Source organism: Desulfomicrobium baculatum DSM 4028, assembly GCF_000023225.1.
Taxonomy (GTDB): domain Bacteria; phylum Desulfobacterota; class Desulfovibrionia; order Desulfovibrionales; family Desulfomicrobiaceae; genus Desulfomicrobium; species Desulfomicrobium baculatum.
The window spans coordinates 2,507,411-2,523,531 of the sequence record NC_013173.1; the positions used below are offsets into that span (position 1 = coordinate 2,507,411).

Sequence of the window (16,121 nt, forward strand, 5' to 3'; positions counted from 1 at the left end):
CTTTGGCGTCTTCGCTGAGGCCAAGAAGTGATTTTTGAAATTTCACGGAATCCGCAACCAGGGCAAGTCTCATGCTTTCGCTCTAACTGAAAGGGGACACCACGCATGAAGACGACGAGCGACATTGGCAAGAGCTCCTTTTCAATTCTCTGGACACGTCTGACCGGACGCGGTCCATACGACACGAGCATCGACGAGGAGCTCCCTCTCCGGGCGGAACTGTTCAGCGCCTCCCAGATGGAGCAGCACGGCAAAATTCTGGCGAGCATGCACCAGCTCACGGAAAAGCGCACGCACGACCGCCTCCTGTCGCGTCTGGCCGAAAACGAGCGGGTGTTGCGGAACGTGCACCGCCTGCTGACGGAAGACGTCAAGAACGACCGGCGCATGACCCCGGCGGGGGAATGGCTGCTCGACAATTTCTATGTGATCGAAGAACAGATCCGCACCGCCGCCAAACACTTGCCCAAGGGTTACAGCCGCGAACTGCCGCAACTGCGCGGCGGGCATTCGGCCGGTCTCCCGCGCGTGTACGATCTCGCCCTGGAGGCCATCTCGCACGGCGACGGCCGGGTGGACCCGGAATATCTGAGCCGCTTCGTGGCCGCCTACCAGACCGTGACATCCCTCAAGCTCGGCGAACTGTGGGCCATCCCCATCATGCTGCGCCTGGCCCTGATCGAGAACCTGCGCCGGGTCGCCGCCCGCCTCGCCGTGCGCAGGAAAGAACGCAACAATGCCGATTACTGGGCCAATCTGATGACCGAGGTGGCCGCCAGCGACCCCAAAAGCCTGATCCTGACCATCGCCGACATGGCCAGGTCCGACCCGCCCATGACCAGCTCGTTTGTCGCGGAACTCACCCGCCGTCTGCAGGGACAGGGTCCGGCGCAATCCCTCCCGCTGTCCTGGATCGAACGCCGCCTGTCCGAATCCGGCCAAACCATCGATCAACTGGTGCGCCTGGAAAACCAGCAGCAAGCCTCCGACCAGATCTCCATCAGCAACAGCATCGGCAGCCTGCGTTCCCTGAACGCCACCAACTGGAACGATTTTGTCGAGTCCTTGAGCACGGTCGAAAGTATTCTCGGGCAAGACCCCGTTTCCATCTACGCCAAGATGAATTTTTCCACCCGCGACAGATATCGCCATGTCGTGGAAAAAATAGCAAAAAAATGCCCGCATTCCGAATCCGAGGTGTCGCGCAAGGCGCTGGAACTGGCACAGGAAGGCGCGGCGAGCCAGAGCGAACAACGCAAGGGCCATGTCGGGTTCTATCTGGTCGGTGACGGACGTGCCCAGCTTGAGCGGCTGGTTCAGATGCGCCGCTCGCCCGCTGCGGCGCTGTGCGTTCTTGGCCGCCAATTTCTCTTCTATGGCGGCGGCATCGTGCTCCTGACGGCCATGCTGACCACGTTGCTTGCGTCCAAGGCCCATGGCGACGGACTGAGCGGCTGGCAGCTCGGCCTTTTCTGCCTGCTCCTCGTACTCTGCTGCAGCCACCTGGCGGTGTCGCTCGCGAATTGGCTGGCCACGCTCCTGGCCACCCCGCGCCTGCTCCCGCGCATGGACTTTTCCAAGGGAATCCCGCCCGAGGCGCGGACCCTGGTCGTGGTCCCGACAATGCTCACCAGCGCACGCTGCGTCGAGGAACTGGCCAACGATCTCGAAGTCCGATTTCTGGGGAATCGCGACCGGCACCTCCATTTTGCCCTGCTCACCGACCTTGCCGACGCAGCCCAGGAAACCATGCCGGAGGACGAAGAACTGGTCAGCCTGGCCCGCGGCATGATCGAAGCGCTGAACGCCAAATACCCGAGCGATGCCGGCAGCACCTTTTTCCTGCTGCATCGTCCGCGCAGATTCAACGCCGCCGAAAAGACGTGGATGGGCTTTGAACGCAAGCGCGGAAAACTCGGTGATTTGAACGCCCTGCTGAGCAAGGGCTCGGCTGATGCGATGGATCGCTTCGCGCTCATCGTCGGCGACACGTCCATCCTGCCGGACATCAGGTTCGTCATCACCCTGGACACCGACACGCAGCTGGCCCGCGACTCGGCGCGAAAGTTTGTGGGCGCCATGTGCCATCCGCTGAACCGCGCCGTCTACGACGCGGCACGCGGTCGCGTCACGGCCGGCTACGGCATCCTGCAGCCACGGGTGGCGATCAGCCTGGCCGGCTCGAATCGTTCGAAATATGCGCGGATGTGCGCCAGCGAGGTCGGCATCGACCCCTACACCAACGCCGTCTCCGATGTGTATCAGGACCTGTTCGGCGAAGGTTCGTTCATCGGCAAGGGCATCTACGACGTGGACGTCTTCAGGCAGGCGCTCGAAGGCCGCTTCCCGGACAACCGGATTCTGAGCCACGACCTCCTGGAAGGCTGTTACGCCAGGTCAGGACTTTTGAGCGATGCGGAACTGTATGAGCAGTATCCGTCCCGCTACAGCGAGGACGTGAGCCGCAGGCATCGCTGGATCCGGGGCGACTGGCAGATCGCGCGTTGGCTGATGCCCCGGGTTCCCGGCGCGGATGGGCGGCGTTACAAAAACCCCATTTCCATGCTGTCCCAATGGAAGATTCTCGACAACCTGCGGCGCAGCCTGACCGCCACGGCGCTGACCCTGCTTCTGATCCTGGGCTGGACGGTTCTGCCCGCCGCCCTGTTCTGGACCACGGTGGTGCTCGGCATCATTCTGATCCCTTCCCTGGTGGACTCGCTTTCAAACCTCCTCAAAAAACCCGATGACGTTTCCCCAGCGCAGCACTTCGCCGCGTCGGCAGGCCTGACCCTCCAACATTTGGGGCGCACGGCCTTCACCCTTGTCTGTCTGCCCTACGAGGCCTATTTCAGCCTGGACGCGATCCTGCGCACCATCTGGAGGATGCTGGTCACGCATCGGGGACTGCTGGAGTGGAATCCGTCATGCAACGCACAAAGCGACCAAGCCGGTTTCGCCGGCTCACTTACGGCCATGTGGATCGGGCCGCTTCTGGCCATCAGCGTTGCGAGCGTGCTTGCCGTATCGGCGCCGCAGACGCTGCCGGTGGCAGGTGGACTGCTCGCGCTCTGGCTTGTATCCCCGGCCATAGTCTGGTGGATCAGCCGCGCCATCCCTCGCCGCAAGGACGCCCTGACCAGGGAACAGATTCTCTTTCTGCGCAGGGCGGCCCGCAAGACCTGGGCCTTCTTCGAAACATTCGTCGGCCCCGAGGATCAGTGGCTCCCACCCGACAATTTTCAGGAGCACCCCGCTCCCGTGGTTGCGCACCGCACCTCTCCGACCAACATGGGCCTTGCGCTGCTGGCGAACCTCTCCGCCTGCGATTTTGGGATCATCTCCGCCGGAAAATTCCTCGACCGCACCATGAAGACGCTGCGCACCATGGGCACGCTGGAACGCTATCGAGGGCATTTCTACAACTGGTACGACACCCTGACCCTGGCCCCGCTGCCTCCGAGCTACATCTCCTCCGTGGACAGCGGCAACCTGGCCGGTCATCTGTTGACCTTGAAGCCTGGCCTGCTCGAACTTGCGGGCCGCAAGATTCTGGAACCCCGCACTTTCGAGAGCTTGCGCGACACGCTTGAAATCCTGGCCGAGGCCTTGAAATCCACCCCAAAAGCGGCAGTGGACCCGCTTGCCGGCCTCAGGCTCGACCTGAACGCCGTGAACGCCGCGCCCCGCTCCGAGCCGCTCACCCTGGTGGCTTCACGGCAGCGGCTCGAACGGCTGGCGGCATCGGCCACGACCCTGATCGACAGCTTAAGCGCCTCGGGCTCGAACTCGAACGCACTCTGGTGGGCAGGCGCCTTTGCCGAGCAATGCCGCGACGCGCTCGCGGAGCTGACCAGCCTTGCCCCGTGGGCGGAGCTTGCCATCGTGCACAAAAATCTGCCGGATCTTCCCGCTCTCGACCGGATCCCGACCTTAAGCGAACTGACGACCCTGGCCGAGGCCATCCTGCCGGACATGACGCGGCGGCAGGAAACGGCGTCCTCCCTGGATTACAACGCGTGGGGAGAGCTGCAAAGCCTGGTCACCAAGGCCGGCCAGCACGCCGAGGCGCGGATCAAGACCTGCGAGCGCCTCGCCCTGCAATGCGGCACAATGGCCCAGATGGAATTCGAGTTCCTGTGCGACGAAACGAGCCATCTGCTGGCCATCGGCTACAATGTCTCTGAATGTCGACGAGACAACAGCTTCTACGACCTCTTGGCCTCGGAAGCGCGGCTGGCCACCTTCGTGGCCATTGCCCAGGGGCAGATTCCGCAGGAGAGCTGGTTCTCGCTGGGGCGCCTGTTGACCACCGCCGGAGGCGAGCCGGTGCTGTTGTCCTGGAGCGGCTCCATGTTCGAATACCTGATGCCGATGCTGGTCATGCCGACCTACGAGTCCACCCTGCTTGAGCAAACCTGCAACGCCTCCGTGGCCAGACAGATCGAATACGGCAAGAAGCGCTCCGTGCCCTGGGGCATTTCGGAGTGCGGATACAACGCCATCGACGTGCACCAGAACTATCAATACCGGGCCTTTGGCGTGCCTGGCCTTGGCCTCAAACGCGGACTGGCCGAGGATCTGGTCATCGCGCCCTACGCCTCGGCCCTGGCGCTCATGGTCACGCCGGGTGAGGCATGCCGGAATCTCATCCGCCTGGCGGACGAAGGATTCGACACCAGATTCGGCTTTTACGAGGCCATCGACTACACGCCCACGCGCCTGCCGCGCGGCCAATCAAGCGTCGTGGTCCGGTCCTTCATGGCCCATCATCAGGGCATGAGCCTGCTCTCCATGGCCCATCTGCTGCTTGATCGCCCCATGCAAAAGCGATTTGCCTCCGACCCGCTGTTCCAGGCGACCATGCTGCTCCTGCAGGAGCGCATCCCCAAGACCACCGCGTTCTATGCGCACACCTCCGAACTGTCCGAACTCCAGATGGACTCGGACAGCGGGGGCTCGCACATCCGCGTGTTCTCACGCCCGGACACGCCCGCCCCGGAAGTGCAGCTGCTTTCCAACGGCCGCTACCACGTCATGGTCACCAATGCCGGTGGCGGCTACAGCCGCTGGAAGGGTCTGAGCGTAACCAGGTGGCGCGAAGACCGCACCTGCGACAACTGGGGCACGTTCTGTTTCCTGCGTGATCTGGACACCCGGGAATATTGGTCCACGGCGTACCAGCCGACGCTCAAACAGGCGCAGCGCTATGAAGCCATCTTCTCCGAAGGCCGGGCCGAATTCCGCGTGCAGGACCACAATTACGACACCCATACGGAGATCACGGTGTCACCCGAAGACGATATCGAGCTGCGCCGGGTGCGCATCACCAACCGCGCCCGGACGCGCCGGACCCTTGATCTGACCAGTTACGCCGAGGTGACCCTGGCCGACTCCGCCTCCGACGACCTGCACCCCGCTTTCAGCAACCTGTTTGTCCAGACCGAGATCATCCCCAAGCAACAGGCCATCCTCTGCTCCAGACGGCCGCGCTCCCGGGGGGAAAAGCCGCCCTGGATGCTGCACATGATGATCGTGCACGACGTACGCCCCGTCGACATCTCCTTTGAAACGGACCGCATGCAATTCCTCGGGCGCGAAAACACCGTCGCCGAGCCGCTGGCCATGAGCTGCAAGGGCGAATATTTCTCCGGCGCGCTCTCGGGCAGCGAAGGCTCCGTTCTGGACCCCATTGTCTCCATCCGCGGCCGCATCGTCCTTGAGCCTGAAGAATCGGTAACCCTCAACATCATCTCCGGCATCGCCGAAACCCGGGAAGAAACCCTGCGCCTGGTTGAAAAATACCAGGACCGCCGCATCGCGGACAGGGTCTTCGACCTGGCCTGGACACACGGCCAGGTGCTTTTGCGGCAGCTCAACGCATCCGAGGCCGACGCGCAGCTCTATGGCCGCCTTGCGGGATCGGTCATTTATGCCAATGCGGCGCTGCGGGCCGAGCCGGGCATTCTCATCAAGAATCGGCGAGGACAATCCGGACTCTGGAGTCATGCGATTTCCGGGGATTTGCCCATCGTGCTGCTCCAGATCCAGGACATCGCCAACATCGAACTGGTCCGCCAGCTCGTGCAGGCCCACGCCTACTGGCGCCTGAAAGGGCTCAAAGTCGATCTGGTCATCTGGAACGAGGATCAGACCGGATACAGGCAGGTCCTCTATGATCAGATCATGGGCCTCGTCGCGGCCGGGGTCGAATCCGGCGGAACCGAACAGCCCGGCGGGATCTTCGTGCGCTCCGGCAATCGCTTCGCGGAAGAGGACCGCATCCTGATCCAGACGGTCGCGCGCGTCGTCATCTCCGACACCCTCGGGACCCTGGCGCAGCAGATCGACGGCCGCACCTTAACGCGCATCAGGATTCCCCAGCTGGTACCGAGCAGAACGCATCGCTCCGATCCCCTACCGCTAGCTCCGCAGCCACGCCACGACCTGACCTTTTTCAACGGCCAGGGCGGATTCACTCCGGACGGACGCGAATATGTCATCACCACCGCCCAGGACCTTGCCACGCCCGCGCCCTGGGTCAATGTGCTGGCAAACCCGCTCTTCGGGAGCGTCATCTCCGAATGCGGCGGCTCCTACACCTGGAGCGAGAACGCCCATGAATTCCGCCTCACCCCCTGGGACAACGACCCTGTCAGCGGCGAGGGCGGGGAAGCCTTCTACCTGCGCGACGAAGAACGGGGGCATTACTGGTCGCCCACGCCGCGCCCTTGCCGCGGAGTGACACCGTATGTGACCAGGCACGGGTTCGGATACAGCGTCTTCGAGCATACCGAACGCGGGATCCGCTCGGAACTCATGATCTATGTCGCCCTCGACGCGCAGATTAAATTCTCGGTGCTGAAAGTGTCCAATGTTTCCGAGCGCTCCCGGCGGATTTCCGCGACCGGATACGTGGAGTGGGTGCTTGGCGACCTGCGTCCGAAATCCGCGTTTCACGTCATCACGGAAATCGACCAGCACAGCGGGGCTCTGCTGGCGTGCAACCCGTACAATCCCGAATTCGGCACGCGAACGGCGTTTTTCGATGTGGACGACGTCTCCCGCACGATCACCGCCGACCGCACGGAATTTCTGGGCCGCAGCGGCACGCTCCGAGCGCCCGCCGCCATGACCCGCACCCGCCTCTCCGGCAAGACGGGGACGGCCATGGACCCATGCGCGGCGATCCAGGTCGGTTTCGATCTCGAAGTCGGAGAAGAGCGGGAGATCATCTTCAAACTGGGCGTGGGAACCGACGCCACGGACGCGCAGCAGCTGATCCAGCGTTTCAGGGGCGCGCCCGCGGCGCGGCACGCCCTCGACAAGGTATGGCAGCACTGGGCTCATACCCTCGGGGCCATTCATGTCCAGACTCCCGACCAATCGCTCAACGTGCTCGCCAACGGCTGGCTCCTGTACCAGACCCTGGCCTGCCGCCTGTGGGCGCGCAGCGCGACCTACCAGTCGGGCGGGGCGTTCGGTTTTCGCGACCAGCTTCAAGACGTCATGGCCCTTGTCCATGCCAGGCCGGGCCTGGTCCGTGAACATCTCCTGCTCTGCGCCTCCCGCCAATTCGAGGAAGGCGACGTGCAGCACTGGTGGCATCCGCCCATGGGCCGGGGCGTGCGCACCAAATGCTCGGACGACTACCTGTGGCTGCCGCTCGCGACGTGCCGCTATGTCGCCGCCATCGGGGACACCGGCATTTTGGATGAAAGCGTCCCGTTCCTGCGGATGCGCGCGCTCGGTGACGACGAGGAATCCTGCTACGATCTGCCCGAACGCTCGGACCAGAGCGCCAGCCTCTACGAACACTGCGTGCGGGCCATCCGGCACGGCTTGCGCTTCGGCGTGCACGGGTTGCCGCTCATCGGCTCCGGCGATTGGAACGACGGCATGAATCTGGTGGGCGAACACGGCAAAGGCGAGAGCGTCTGGCTCGGCTTCTTCCTGCATCATGTGCTCGACGCCTTCGCCACGCTGGCCAATGGACGGGGAGACGCCCCGTTTGCCGAAGAGTGCCGGCAGGAAGCCGCCAAACTGAGCCGCATCATCGAAGAGAGCGGTTGGGATGGAAACTGGTACCGCCGTGCTTACTTTGATGACGGCACGCCGCTGGGTTCAGCGAAAAACGACGAATGCCGCATCGACTCCATCGCTCAGAGCTGGTCCGTGCTCTCGGGGGCGGGAGACCCCAAACGGGCGCGCACGGCCATGCAGTCCCTGGACAGGCATCTGGTTCGACGCGAGCACGGGCTGGTTCAACTTCTGGACCCGCCTTTCGACACGTCCGACCTCAACCCCGGCTACATCAAGGGATATGTGCCCGGAGTACGTGAAAACGGGGGCCAGTACACCCACGCAGCCATCTGGGCTGCCATGGCCTTTGCCCGTCAGGGGGATACGAAACGCGCCTGGGAGATTTTCGACATGATCAACCCGGTCAACCACGCCCGCACCCCCGAAGAGACGGCCATCTACAAGGGCGAGCCCTACGTCGTCGCCGCCGATGTCTACGGCGCGCCGCCGCATACGGGCCGTGGCGGCTGGACATGGTACACGGGCTCGGCCGCCTGGATGTATCGGCTCATCATGGAGTCGCTTCTGGGCCTGAGCCTTGAAGTGGACAGGCTGCGCATCACGCCCTGCCCCCATCCGCAATGGCAGGAATTCACGGTGCACTACCGCTTCCGGGAAACGGTCTATCACATCACCGTGTCGCAGTTTAAAGGCAAGAAGACCGGCACGCGCCTGACCCTCGATGATGTCGAGCAGACAGGCCAGACCATTGCGTTGGTGGACGACCACCAGGAACACTGGGTCAAGGTGCGCATGAACGTGAGCGGTGTTTGAGAATCGAAATTTGCAAAACATTTCGTTAATGTACACAACCTCATACCCTCAAAGGATGAAAAATGAACACACCCCCTCCTCAAACCTTGCGTGCAGACATGAGCCCCGCAACGCGAGGCAACGACCGCAGACAGCAGACGGACAGAAGGCGCGTGAGCGGTCGGCGGGAAACGGACCAGCAGCCGGAGGAATCATTCCAGCATGATGGAGACAACGATGCGCGCAGGCGCGAAACAGTACTGAACAGCAGACCTGCCGGACGGGCATTAAGCGAGGATGAAATCAGATTTCTTTTGGTCGATGACTGAAGGTAAAGGTCGAAAAGACGAGTATGCCAAACAAATCAGCAGATCAGACAAGACGAAGCTTTGTTTCGTATCATATCATTCTTGGCGCAGTGTTGTTCGCCGGCATTCAGTCCTTCACGCTGCTCTCTCACATTCTGTTGTCCTTTCTGCTTGTCATGCTGATTTCACTCGCGCTCAACCCCGCGATTTCGCGGATGCGCGCATGGACCGGCGGCAGGGCACTGCCAACGGGACTGATCCTGGCAGGATTCCTTTCAATCCTGGTCTTGACCGGGTGGGCCTTCCTCGGGCCAATGCAGACTTCGATCACGAATATCTCGAAGCAATTGCCCGGCTACTGGGAACGCCTCCAGAAACCCTTGATCATGATGGAACAACGGGCCGCAATCTCGGAGGAAAAACTCCAGGCGGAAGTCACCACTGAAATCGCCCGGGCCGAACGGCTGGCAGGCGAACCCGTGGTCCCGGTCGCGCCCCAAAAGCCCCCTGCGCCGGAAGATTCCGGCTCTCTTCGTTCCAGCTTGAGCGAAATGCTGGGAGAGGCGGTCAGCAGCTTCACCAGCGTGGCCTTCAATGGAACCCAGATCCTCATTGTGATGGTGACCGTCTTCTTCGGCGTGTTCTTCACGCTCCTGAATCCCCGCCCGATCGTGGGCGTCATATTCGCCATCGTGCCCGTGCGTCACCACGACAAGGCCCTTGCCGTGGCGCAGCGCATCGGGATGTTCGCGCCACGGTGGGCCGGAGCCATGCTGGTGGGCATGGTGACGATCGGCATGCTTGTTTTCCTGACCATGTGGCCGATATTCGGATTCACGGACGCGCTGGTCCTGGGCCTGATCGCAGGCATCCTGGAAGCGGTCCCCTTCCTGGGGCCGACACTCAGCTCCATACCGGCGCTGCTGCTCGCGCTCGGCATGGGAGGCATGACGACACTGTGGGTGGCCCTCATCTATGTCGCGATCCAAATCCTCGAAAACAACATCATCGTCCCATTCGTCATGGCCGGCGGCATGAAACTGCATCCGACGGCGGTGATCTTCTCGATGCTCCTGTGCGTCGGGGCCTTCGGCGTACTCGGAGTCCTGGTCGCAGCCCCGCTGGTTGCCATCGCGAGCATCCTGCATGAGGAACTGTATCGAAAGCAATATCTTCAGACAGTTACCGATGAATACATACGTGAAATGGCGCGAAAAGCTCTGCACGAAAAATGAGGTTTGCGTAAGAGTGTTCCACCGCTGATAAAAACAAACACTGCACGCGAGCAAAAAAAAGTGTTGTTGCAGACCATGTCTTTTGCAACAACACATATTTTATTAAAAAAAGATTATTATAAAATTTAAACTTTCAAATTATAAAAATTTTACTATTAATAATTTATTATTAATAGTAAAATATAAATAAAAAACTACGCAGAAAGTTCTTTTTTCGATTCACTATTATTTTTACGCAAAGACAATTTGCTCTGTATAATATTATTTACAGAAGAAATAAGCTCATTTTGCCTTATTGGCTTTATAATATAATCCGCTGCGTGCATCTTGAAACTCATGTCAATTGTTTCCATGGTCGGATATGCCGTCATTATGATCACCTGAGTTTCAACTTCGTTGCGATCAACTTTTTTTAAGACATCCAATCCACATCCGTCGCTGAGAATAATATCCACAATTATCACGTCATAAATCGTCTCTTTCATTTTAGAAAGAGATTCAAATAAATTTTTTGACGTGCAGACGTTATTCCCTTTCTCGGCCAGAAATTTACAAAATGTAAATCGAATGGATTCTTCGTCATCAATGACAAGTATGTTTGCGCTCATAGCTGTTTCAATTAAAATTTCATAAAAATGAATTTTTGAAAAAATTATGCCGAAACATAAAGTCGGGATCAGCATTTAAACCCGCACTGCCAAGAAACCACTGAACCGAGTCAATACAACATTCGTGCCAATAAAAAGACAAAAATGGTTGTTTTTACCATTTTAAAATAGTTGAGCTTTTCTATAGAAAATGAATGCGGGCTAGGATGGGGAAAGAAATAAACGTTGCATGCAACAGAATCGTTGCATGTGAAAAATGTATCAGAAACGCTACAGTTTCACATCGAGGGGCTCACGAACCAGACCGTATCTCTTGATCTTGCGATACAGGGTCACCCGGTCTATCCCAAGCAGCCGCGCAGCTTTCGCCTTGTTCCAGTCGGTATTGTTCAGGGCCGCAAGAACCGCGCCCGCATCGTCACTCTGAGCCTCGGGACGGGAGCGACGCACGCCTGCCAACTTCATGAAATCCGTGGGCAAATCGTCATACGTGATGACGCTCTTGTTACAAAGGACAAAGGCATGCTCCATGGTATGCTCAAGCTCGCGCACGTTGCCCGGCCATGAATATTTGAGGAAAGCCTGAAAAACATCGGATGACACGGATTTGATGTTCTTCTTGAACTTCGCGTTGAACCGTTCACAAAAATGATCGACAAGGAGCGGGATGTCCTCAGTCCGGGCGCGCAAAGGAGGCAGCTTGATCTCAACCACCTTGAGCCGGTAATAAAGATCCTCCCGTAGCGTCCCCTGACTGACCTGCTCCAGGAGATTCTTGTTTGTCGCCGCGATGACCCGCACATTGGCCTTCACGGTCGCGGAGCTTCCAACCCGCTCAAACTCCCGCTCTTCCAGGACGCGCAACAGCTTGAGCTGCACCATCGGCGAGAGGTCGCCAATCTCATCAAAAAAGATTGTTCCGCCATTTGCTTTCTGAAAGCGCCCTTCACTGTCCTTGATCGCGCCCGTGAACGCCCCCTTGACGTGACCGAAGAGTTCGCTCTCAAGCAGGCTCTCGGGCAAGGCCGAGCAGTTCACCTTGACCAGGGGCTTGTCGCTGAGATCTCCGGCCATGTGCAGGTGTAAACCTCCCCAAGTTAGTGCCATCCAAAAGTAGAGACTTCCTTGGGTGAATATTTCATGAGGAACTCTGCCGGGGTCAAATCGCCAAGAGACTCATGGGGCCGCTCCTCGTTGTACTGCCTCTGCCAATTCTCCGTAATTTCCTTCACTTCCGTGAGTGATTTGAAAAAGTAGAAGTCTAGGACCTCTTCCCTGTAGGTCTTGTTGAACCGCTCAATGTACGAATTCTGCGTGGGCTTGCCTGGCTGGATGAACTCCAATGCCACGCCGTTCTTTTCGGCCCAGTCGGCCAGCAGCACGGAAATCAGCTCCGGCCCGTTGTCCATTCTCAGCTTGGCAGGAAGCCCGCGCCAAGCCACAATCCGATCCAAAACCCGCAATATCCTTGCCGCTGGCAGATTCGTATCCACCTCAATCCCCAAACACTCACGACTGAAGTCGTCCAGCACGTTGAAAGTCCTAAACCTCTGACCGCTGGCCAGCGCGTCATGCATGAAGTCAATGGACCAGCAGACATTCGCGCATGGCGGAACCGCCAGTGGTTGCGGGTTTCGCGAGGGCAGGCGCTTCTTGCCTTTGCGCCGGAGATTCATCTTCAAAAGACAATATACCCGGTAGACGCGTTTATGGTTCCAGCGAAAACCGTGTCTGCGCAATACCGCGAACAGCTTGCCGAAACCGTAACGAGGATACCGGTCGACCAGTCCCAGAAGCGCTTCAATGATCGGCGAATCATCTTTCGGTTTGGGCTCATACCGGTACACAGTCCGGCTAAGGCCCAGCGCAGCGCATGCCTGCCGCTCACTGATGCCATGCTCGCTGTGCATGAAATCCGCTAAATCGCGCTTCTCGGCTGGCCTCAGAGCTTTTTTGTGATGACATCCTTCAATGCCTCGTTTTCGAGGCTGAGATTGGCGAACATGCGCTTGAGCTTGCTGTTCTCTTCTTCAAGCTCCTTGAGCCTGCGGATATCCGAGGCTTCCATGCCGCCAAACTTGGCCTTCCACTGGTAGTAGGTGGCTTGGCTCACGCCGTGTTCACGACAAATATCAACAACCTTGCGACCGCCATCGGCTTCTTTCAAAATCCGAATGATCTGGCTTTCCGAAAATCGAGACTTCTTCATCTTGCCCTCCGTGAGGCAATCTTTACCAGAAATCTCTATTTTTCAATGGCCCGGTTTTACGGGAAGGCTACACAGGGCCTCGGCGACAAGCTCCTTGCCCGTGCCGCTTTCACCGGTGATCAGGGCCGTAGTCTGAACGCTGGCCAGCGTTTTTATCAGGGCGTAAACCTTCTGCATCGGCTCGCTCTTGCCGATGATGCGGTGAAACTGCCCGTACTCCCTCAGCTTCATTTCCAGATTGGACACATGCGTGTCGTCACGCAGCATCATCACCACACCGGTGGATTGCCCCTGGGTGTTGAGCAGCGGATAGATCCGCGCGCTGACCACTTTGCGGACTCCATTCGCCGCCCTGCACTCGACGCGATCATCTTCGCGGGGCTGTCCGCTCGTCAGCGCTTCCGCAAGAATCCTCTCGAACCTGTCGTCGCTCGTTCGCGGCAGCAAACCGACTGGGTTCCCGATGTCGGCCTGGGAAAACCCGCACATTTCGCTGGCCGCCTCGTTGAATTCGATCAGCACGGACTCGTTGTTCACAGAGAGGATAGCCTCTCTGACGCTTCTGAAGATCGCTTCGAGATTTGAGCGGTATCTCTCCTTCTCGTCGTTGGCGGCTTTGTAGGACAAGGCCAGGCGGGTGGCGTTCAAGAGCGCCTCCTGCTTGACGGGCTTTGGGATGTAATCGAAAGCCCCCAGATGAATGGCATCGGTCACGGTCTCGATGCCGGGATCGCCGGTGATCATGATCACCGGACAGGCCAGCCCTCTGGCTTTGATCTCGCGCAGGATGTCAATTCCCGTACCGTCTTCGAGGATTATGTCCGCGAACACGACGTCAAAGCCTTCCCCTGAAATTTTGGCCAAGGCGTCACCGCAACTTGAAACGGTCACCACAGTATGGCCCGCAGCCCGCAAAAATCGTGAAAGCGTGAACCTGATCGACTCTTCGTCATCGAGAATCAGAATTTTGCCGGTCATTTACATGTTCCTTCATCTTTTTGATGAACCGGCAAATCAATTATAACGCGGGTAAACTCCCCCTCTTCACTCTCAAACCGCAGATGCCCGCCGTGATCATCGATGATCTTCTGCGTAATGCTCAGCCCCAGCCCGGTCCCCTTGCCAAAAGGTTTGGTGGAGAAAAAAGGCTTGGTCAAAAACGAGAGCTTTTCGACCGATATCCCTCCCCCCTGATCCAGAAACGCCACCCGTACAAAAGGACAGCCATCGACCAAGACGGATTCGCCGGAGATCGCGAGACATTTGTTCTTATGCCACCCCGGATACTTTTCATTCAATGCATAGCGCGCATTGCTGATGATGTTTATGAACCCCTGCTGAACCTGCTGCAGATTTGCCGTGACCTTGGGGAGACTTTCAGGGAAGTCGAGAACAAGCTGAATGCCGTCCTTGCGAATCTGGGCCTGGGTCAGGGCCAGGGTTTCCTCAAGAATAGTCGCGACCTGTGTCGCTCTTTTCTCTTTTCGCCTTTCGTGCGCGTAGGAAAGGAGGGACTTGACGAGGCGGCCGATGCGCTCGCCCTCTTTGAGGATGCGCACTCCCAGATCACGCTCCATGCTCTCTGCGCCGCATTCGTTGACCAGTATTTGCCCGTAATTGATGATGCCGTTGACCGGATTGTTTATCTCATGCGCGACGCTCGCAGCCAGTTCCCCGAGTGACAAAAGATGGCAGGCATACTGCGCATCCTCCTGAATCGCCATTTTTCCCGTGACATCGCACACCAGCAGCAGCACACTGCTCACACTTCCACTTTCCTTGACGGGAAAGGCCCGTATATCCAAAACAGATTCGCCATGCGTAACGATGCACGATTTTTTTTCTCCGGTATTAAAGCAATCAATGATAACAGATTTTTCATAGAGCACTGAACAATTACTCACAAAATCATTGCAATACTTTAAAACACTTTCTGATATATTCGAATTAATTCCAAAATCGTTGACTATGTTCGACCATAAAACCTTCATATCTGGCGAAACAATAATTACAGTACCACTGATATCACTTAATATCGCGTGAAACTGCTGTAATAATATTTGAAATTTATCTTCACTTTCTACAGTAAAATCTGTATTTGAATGAAAAATTTCATCCACATCAGAAGAAGAAAAGTTATTTAAGAGTTTTGGATTATACATGCCAGTAATATCTGCCAAAGCAGACATACACAAATCAGCACAGCCACTATTTGAAGATTTGATGCTGTCTATTTTGACCCGGAGATCCTGCATGTTCTTCCGCTTGAGCATCAACTCGCAACTCTGCCGCTCTCCTGTTTTGAAAACAAGATCAAGATGCACCCTGAATTTTTCCATGTCCTGAGAAGCGACACGCTGCCCAAAAGACGAGCCAAGCAGCGCGTCTCTTTCCACGCCCAATTGACCGATTGTCCAAGGGTTTGCCTCCCAAACGCGCCCCTGTTCGTCCAGGCAGACCAAGCCATAGGGAGAAAAATCATAAAAATCCGAATAGATCGCTAATTTCTTTTCCGAGTTGTCCAAAGCCCTGCGCAGTTCTTCGTTCTGTATCAACAACGCGCCCTGCTTGGCTTTGAGTTCATTCAGCACCCGAACATCATTGGAATCGTCAAGCCCGTGAAGCCGGTGGGAGAAACACTCCTCCCGGCCCAACGTCCCCCCTCTGTTCAACTCAAAGAGGTGATCTTGCTCCGCATACCGTTTTGTCATGCCATCACTCTCATTATAATTCTTCTTTATATCAAACATGTAAAAACCAGAGATCGTAACTGTTTCGCAATACGTCGGCATAGCAACGATCACGCCAAGACAATCCTGTAAATATTATTTCACAACAATCTGATTATAAAGAAGAAATAAAAAAAATCGCATGAGCTGTCGAAAAAAGATTTTCACCTGAATCCGTCACGCGCCCCACAACTGCA

Annotated in this window: 8 protein-coding genes; 3 read left to right on the forward strand and 5 right to left on the reverse strand. The window is 57.6% G+C overall.

All coding sequences use genetic code 11. The features are described 5' to 3' along the window. The first annotated feature begins 105 nt into the window (after positions 1 to 105). The 3 genes from DBAC_RS10940 to DBAC_RS10945 all read left to right on the forward strand — a co-directional run bounded on the left by DBAC_RS10940 (position 106) and on the right by DBAC_RS10945 (position 10,378). Positions 106 to 8,856: a GH36-type glycosyl hydrolase domain-containing protein gene (locus DBAC_RS10940; protein ID WP_015774363.1), complete on the forward strand. Its 8,751-nt coding sequence runs from the start codon at positions 106 to 108 to the stop codon at positions 8,854 to 8,856. A gap of 62 nt (positions 8,857 to 8,918) precedes the next feature. Next, positions 8,919 to 9,164 carry a hypothetical protein gene (locus DBAC_RS19070; RefSeq protein ID WP_143890903.1) on the forward strand — a complete coding sequence of 82 codons (246 nt, stop codon included), beginning with the start codon at positions 8,919 to 8,921 and terminating at the stop codon, positions 9,162 to 9,164. A gap of 23 nt (positions 9,165 to 9,187) precedes the next feature. Continuing rightward, the gene (locus DBAC_RS10945; protein ID WP_015774364.1) at positions 9,188 to 10,378 is read left to right on the forward strand and encodes an AI-2E family transporter; all 1,191 of its coding nucleotides are present in this window, start codon (positions 9,188 to 9,190) and stop codon (positions 10,376 to 10,378) included. Positions 10,379 to 10,572: 194 nt separating this feature from the next. On the opposite strand, the gene DBAC_RS10950 is transcribed toward DBAC_RS10945, so the two are convergent. The 5 genes from DBAC_RS10950 to DBAC_RS17945 all read right to left on the reverse strand — a co-directional run bounded on the left by DBAC_RS10950 (position 10,573) and on the right by DBAC_RS17945 (position 15,999). Continuing rightward, positions 10,573 to 11,061 carry a response regulator gene (locus DBAC_RS10950; protein WP_081434422.1) on the reverse strand — a complete coding sequence of 163 codons (489 nt, stop codon included), beginning with the start codon at positions 11,059 to 11,061 and terminating at the stop codon, positions 10,573 to 10,575. Between the two features lie 195 nt (positions 11,062 to 11,256). Further along, entirely contained in the window at positions 11,257 to 12,060 is an 804-nt protein-coding gene (locus DBAC_RS10955) for a sigma-54 interaction domain-containing protein (RefSeq protein ID WP_050762082.1), read from the reverse strand. A 23-nt stretch (positions 12,061 to 12,083) separates the two neighbouring features. Then, a protein-coding gene (locus DBAC_RS10960) for an IS3 family transposase (RefSeq protein WP_143890812.1) occupies positions 12,084 to 13,195 on the reverse strand; the annotation gives its coding sequence in 2 pieces (ribosomal slippage) (positions 12,084 to 12,943 and positions 12,943 to 13,195; 1,113 coding nt in all). 42 nt (positions 13,196 to 13,237) lie between these two features. Further along, positions 13,238 to 14,173, reverse strand: coding sequence for a response regulator (locus DBAC_RS10970; protein WP_050762083.1), 936 nt, complete (start codon positions 14,171 to 14,173; stop codon positions 13,238 to 13,240). Continuing rightward, positions 14,170 to 15,999 carry a PAS domain-containing sensor histidine kinase gene (locus DBAC_RS17945; protein ID WP_015774365.1) on the reverse strand — a complete coding sequence of 610 codons (1,830 nt, stop codon included), beginning with the start codon at positions 15,997 to 15,999 and terminating at the stop codon, positions 14,170 to 14,172. Before DBAC_RS17945 ends, DBAC_RS10970 begins: the two co-directional genes overlap by 4 nt. Positions 16,000 to 16,121 lie beyond the last annotated feature (122 nt).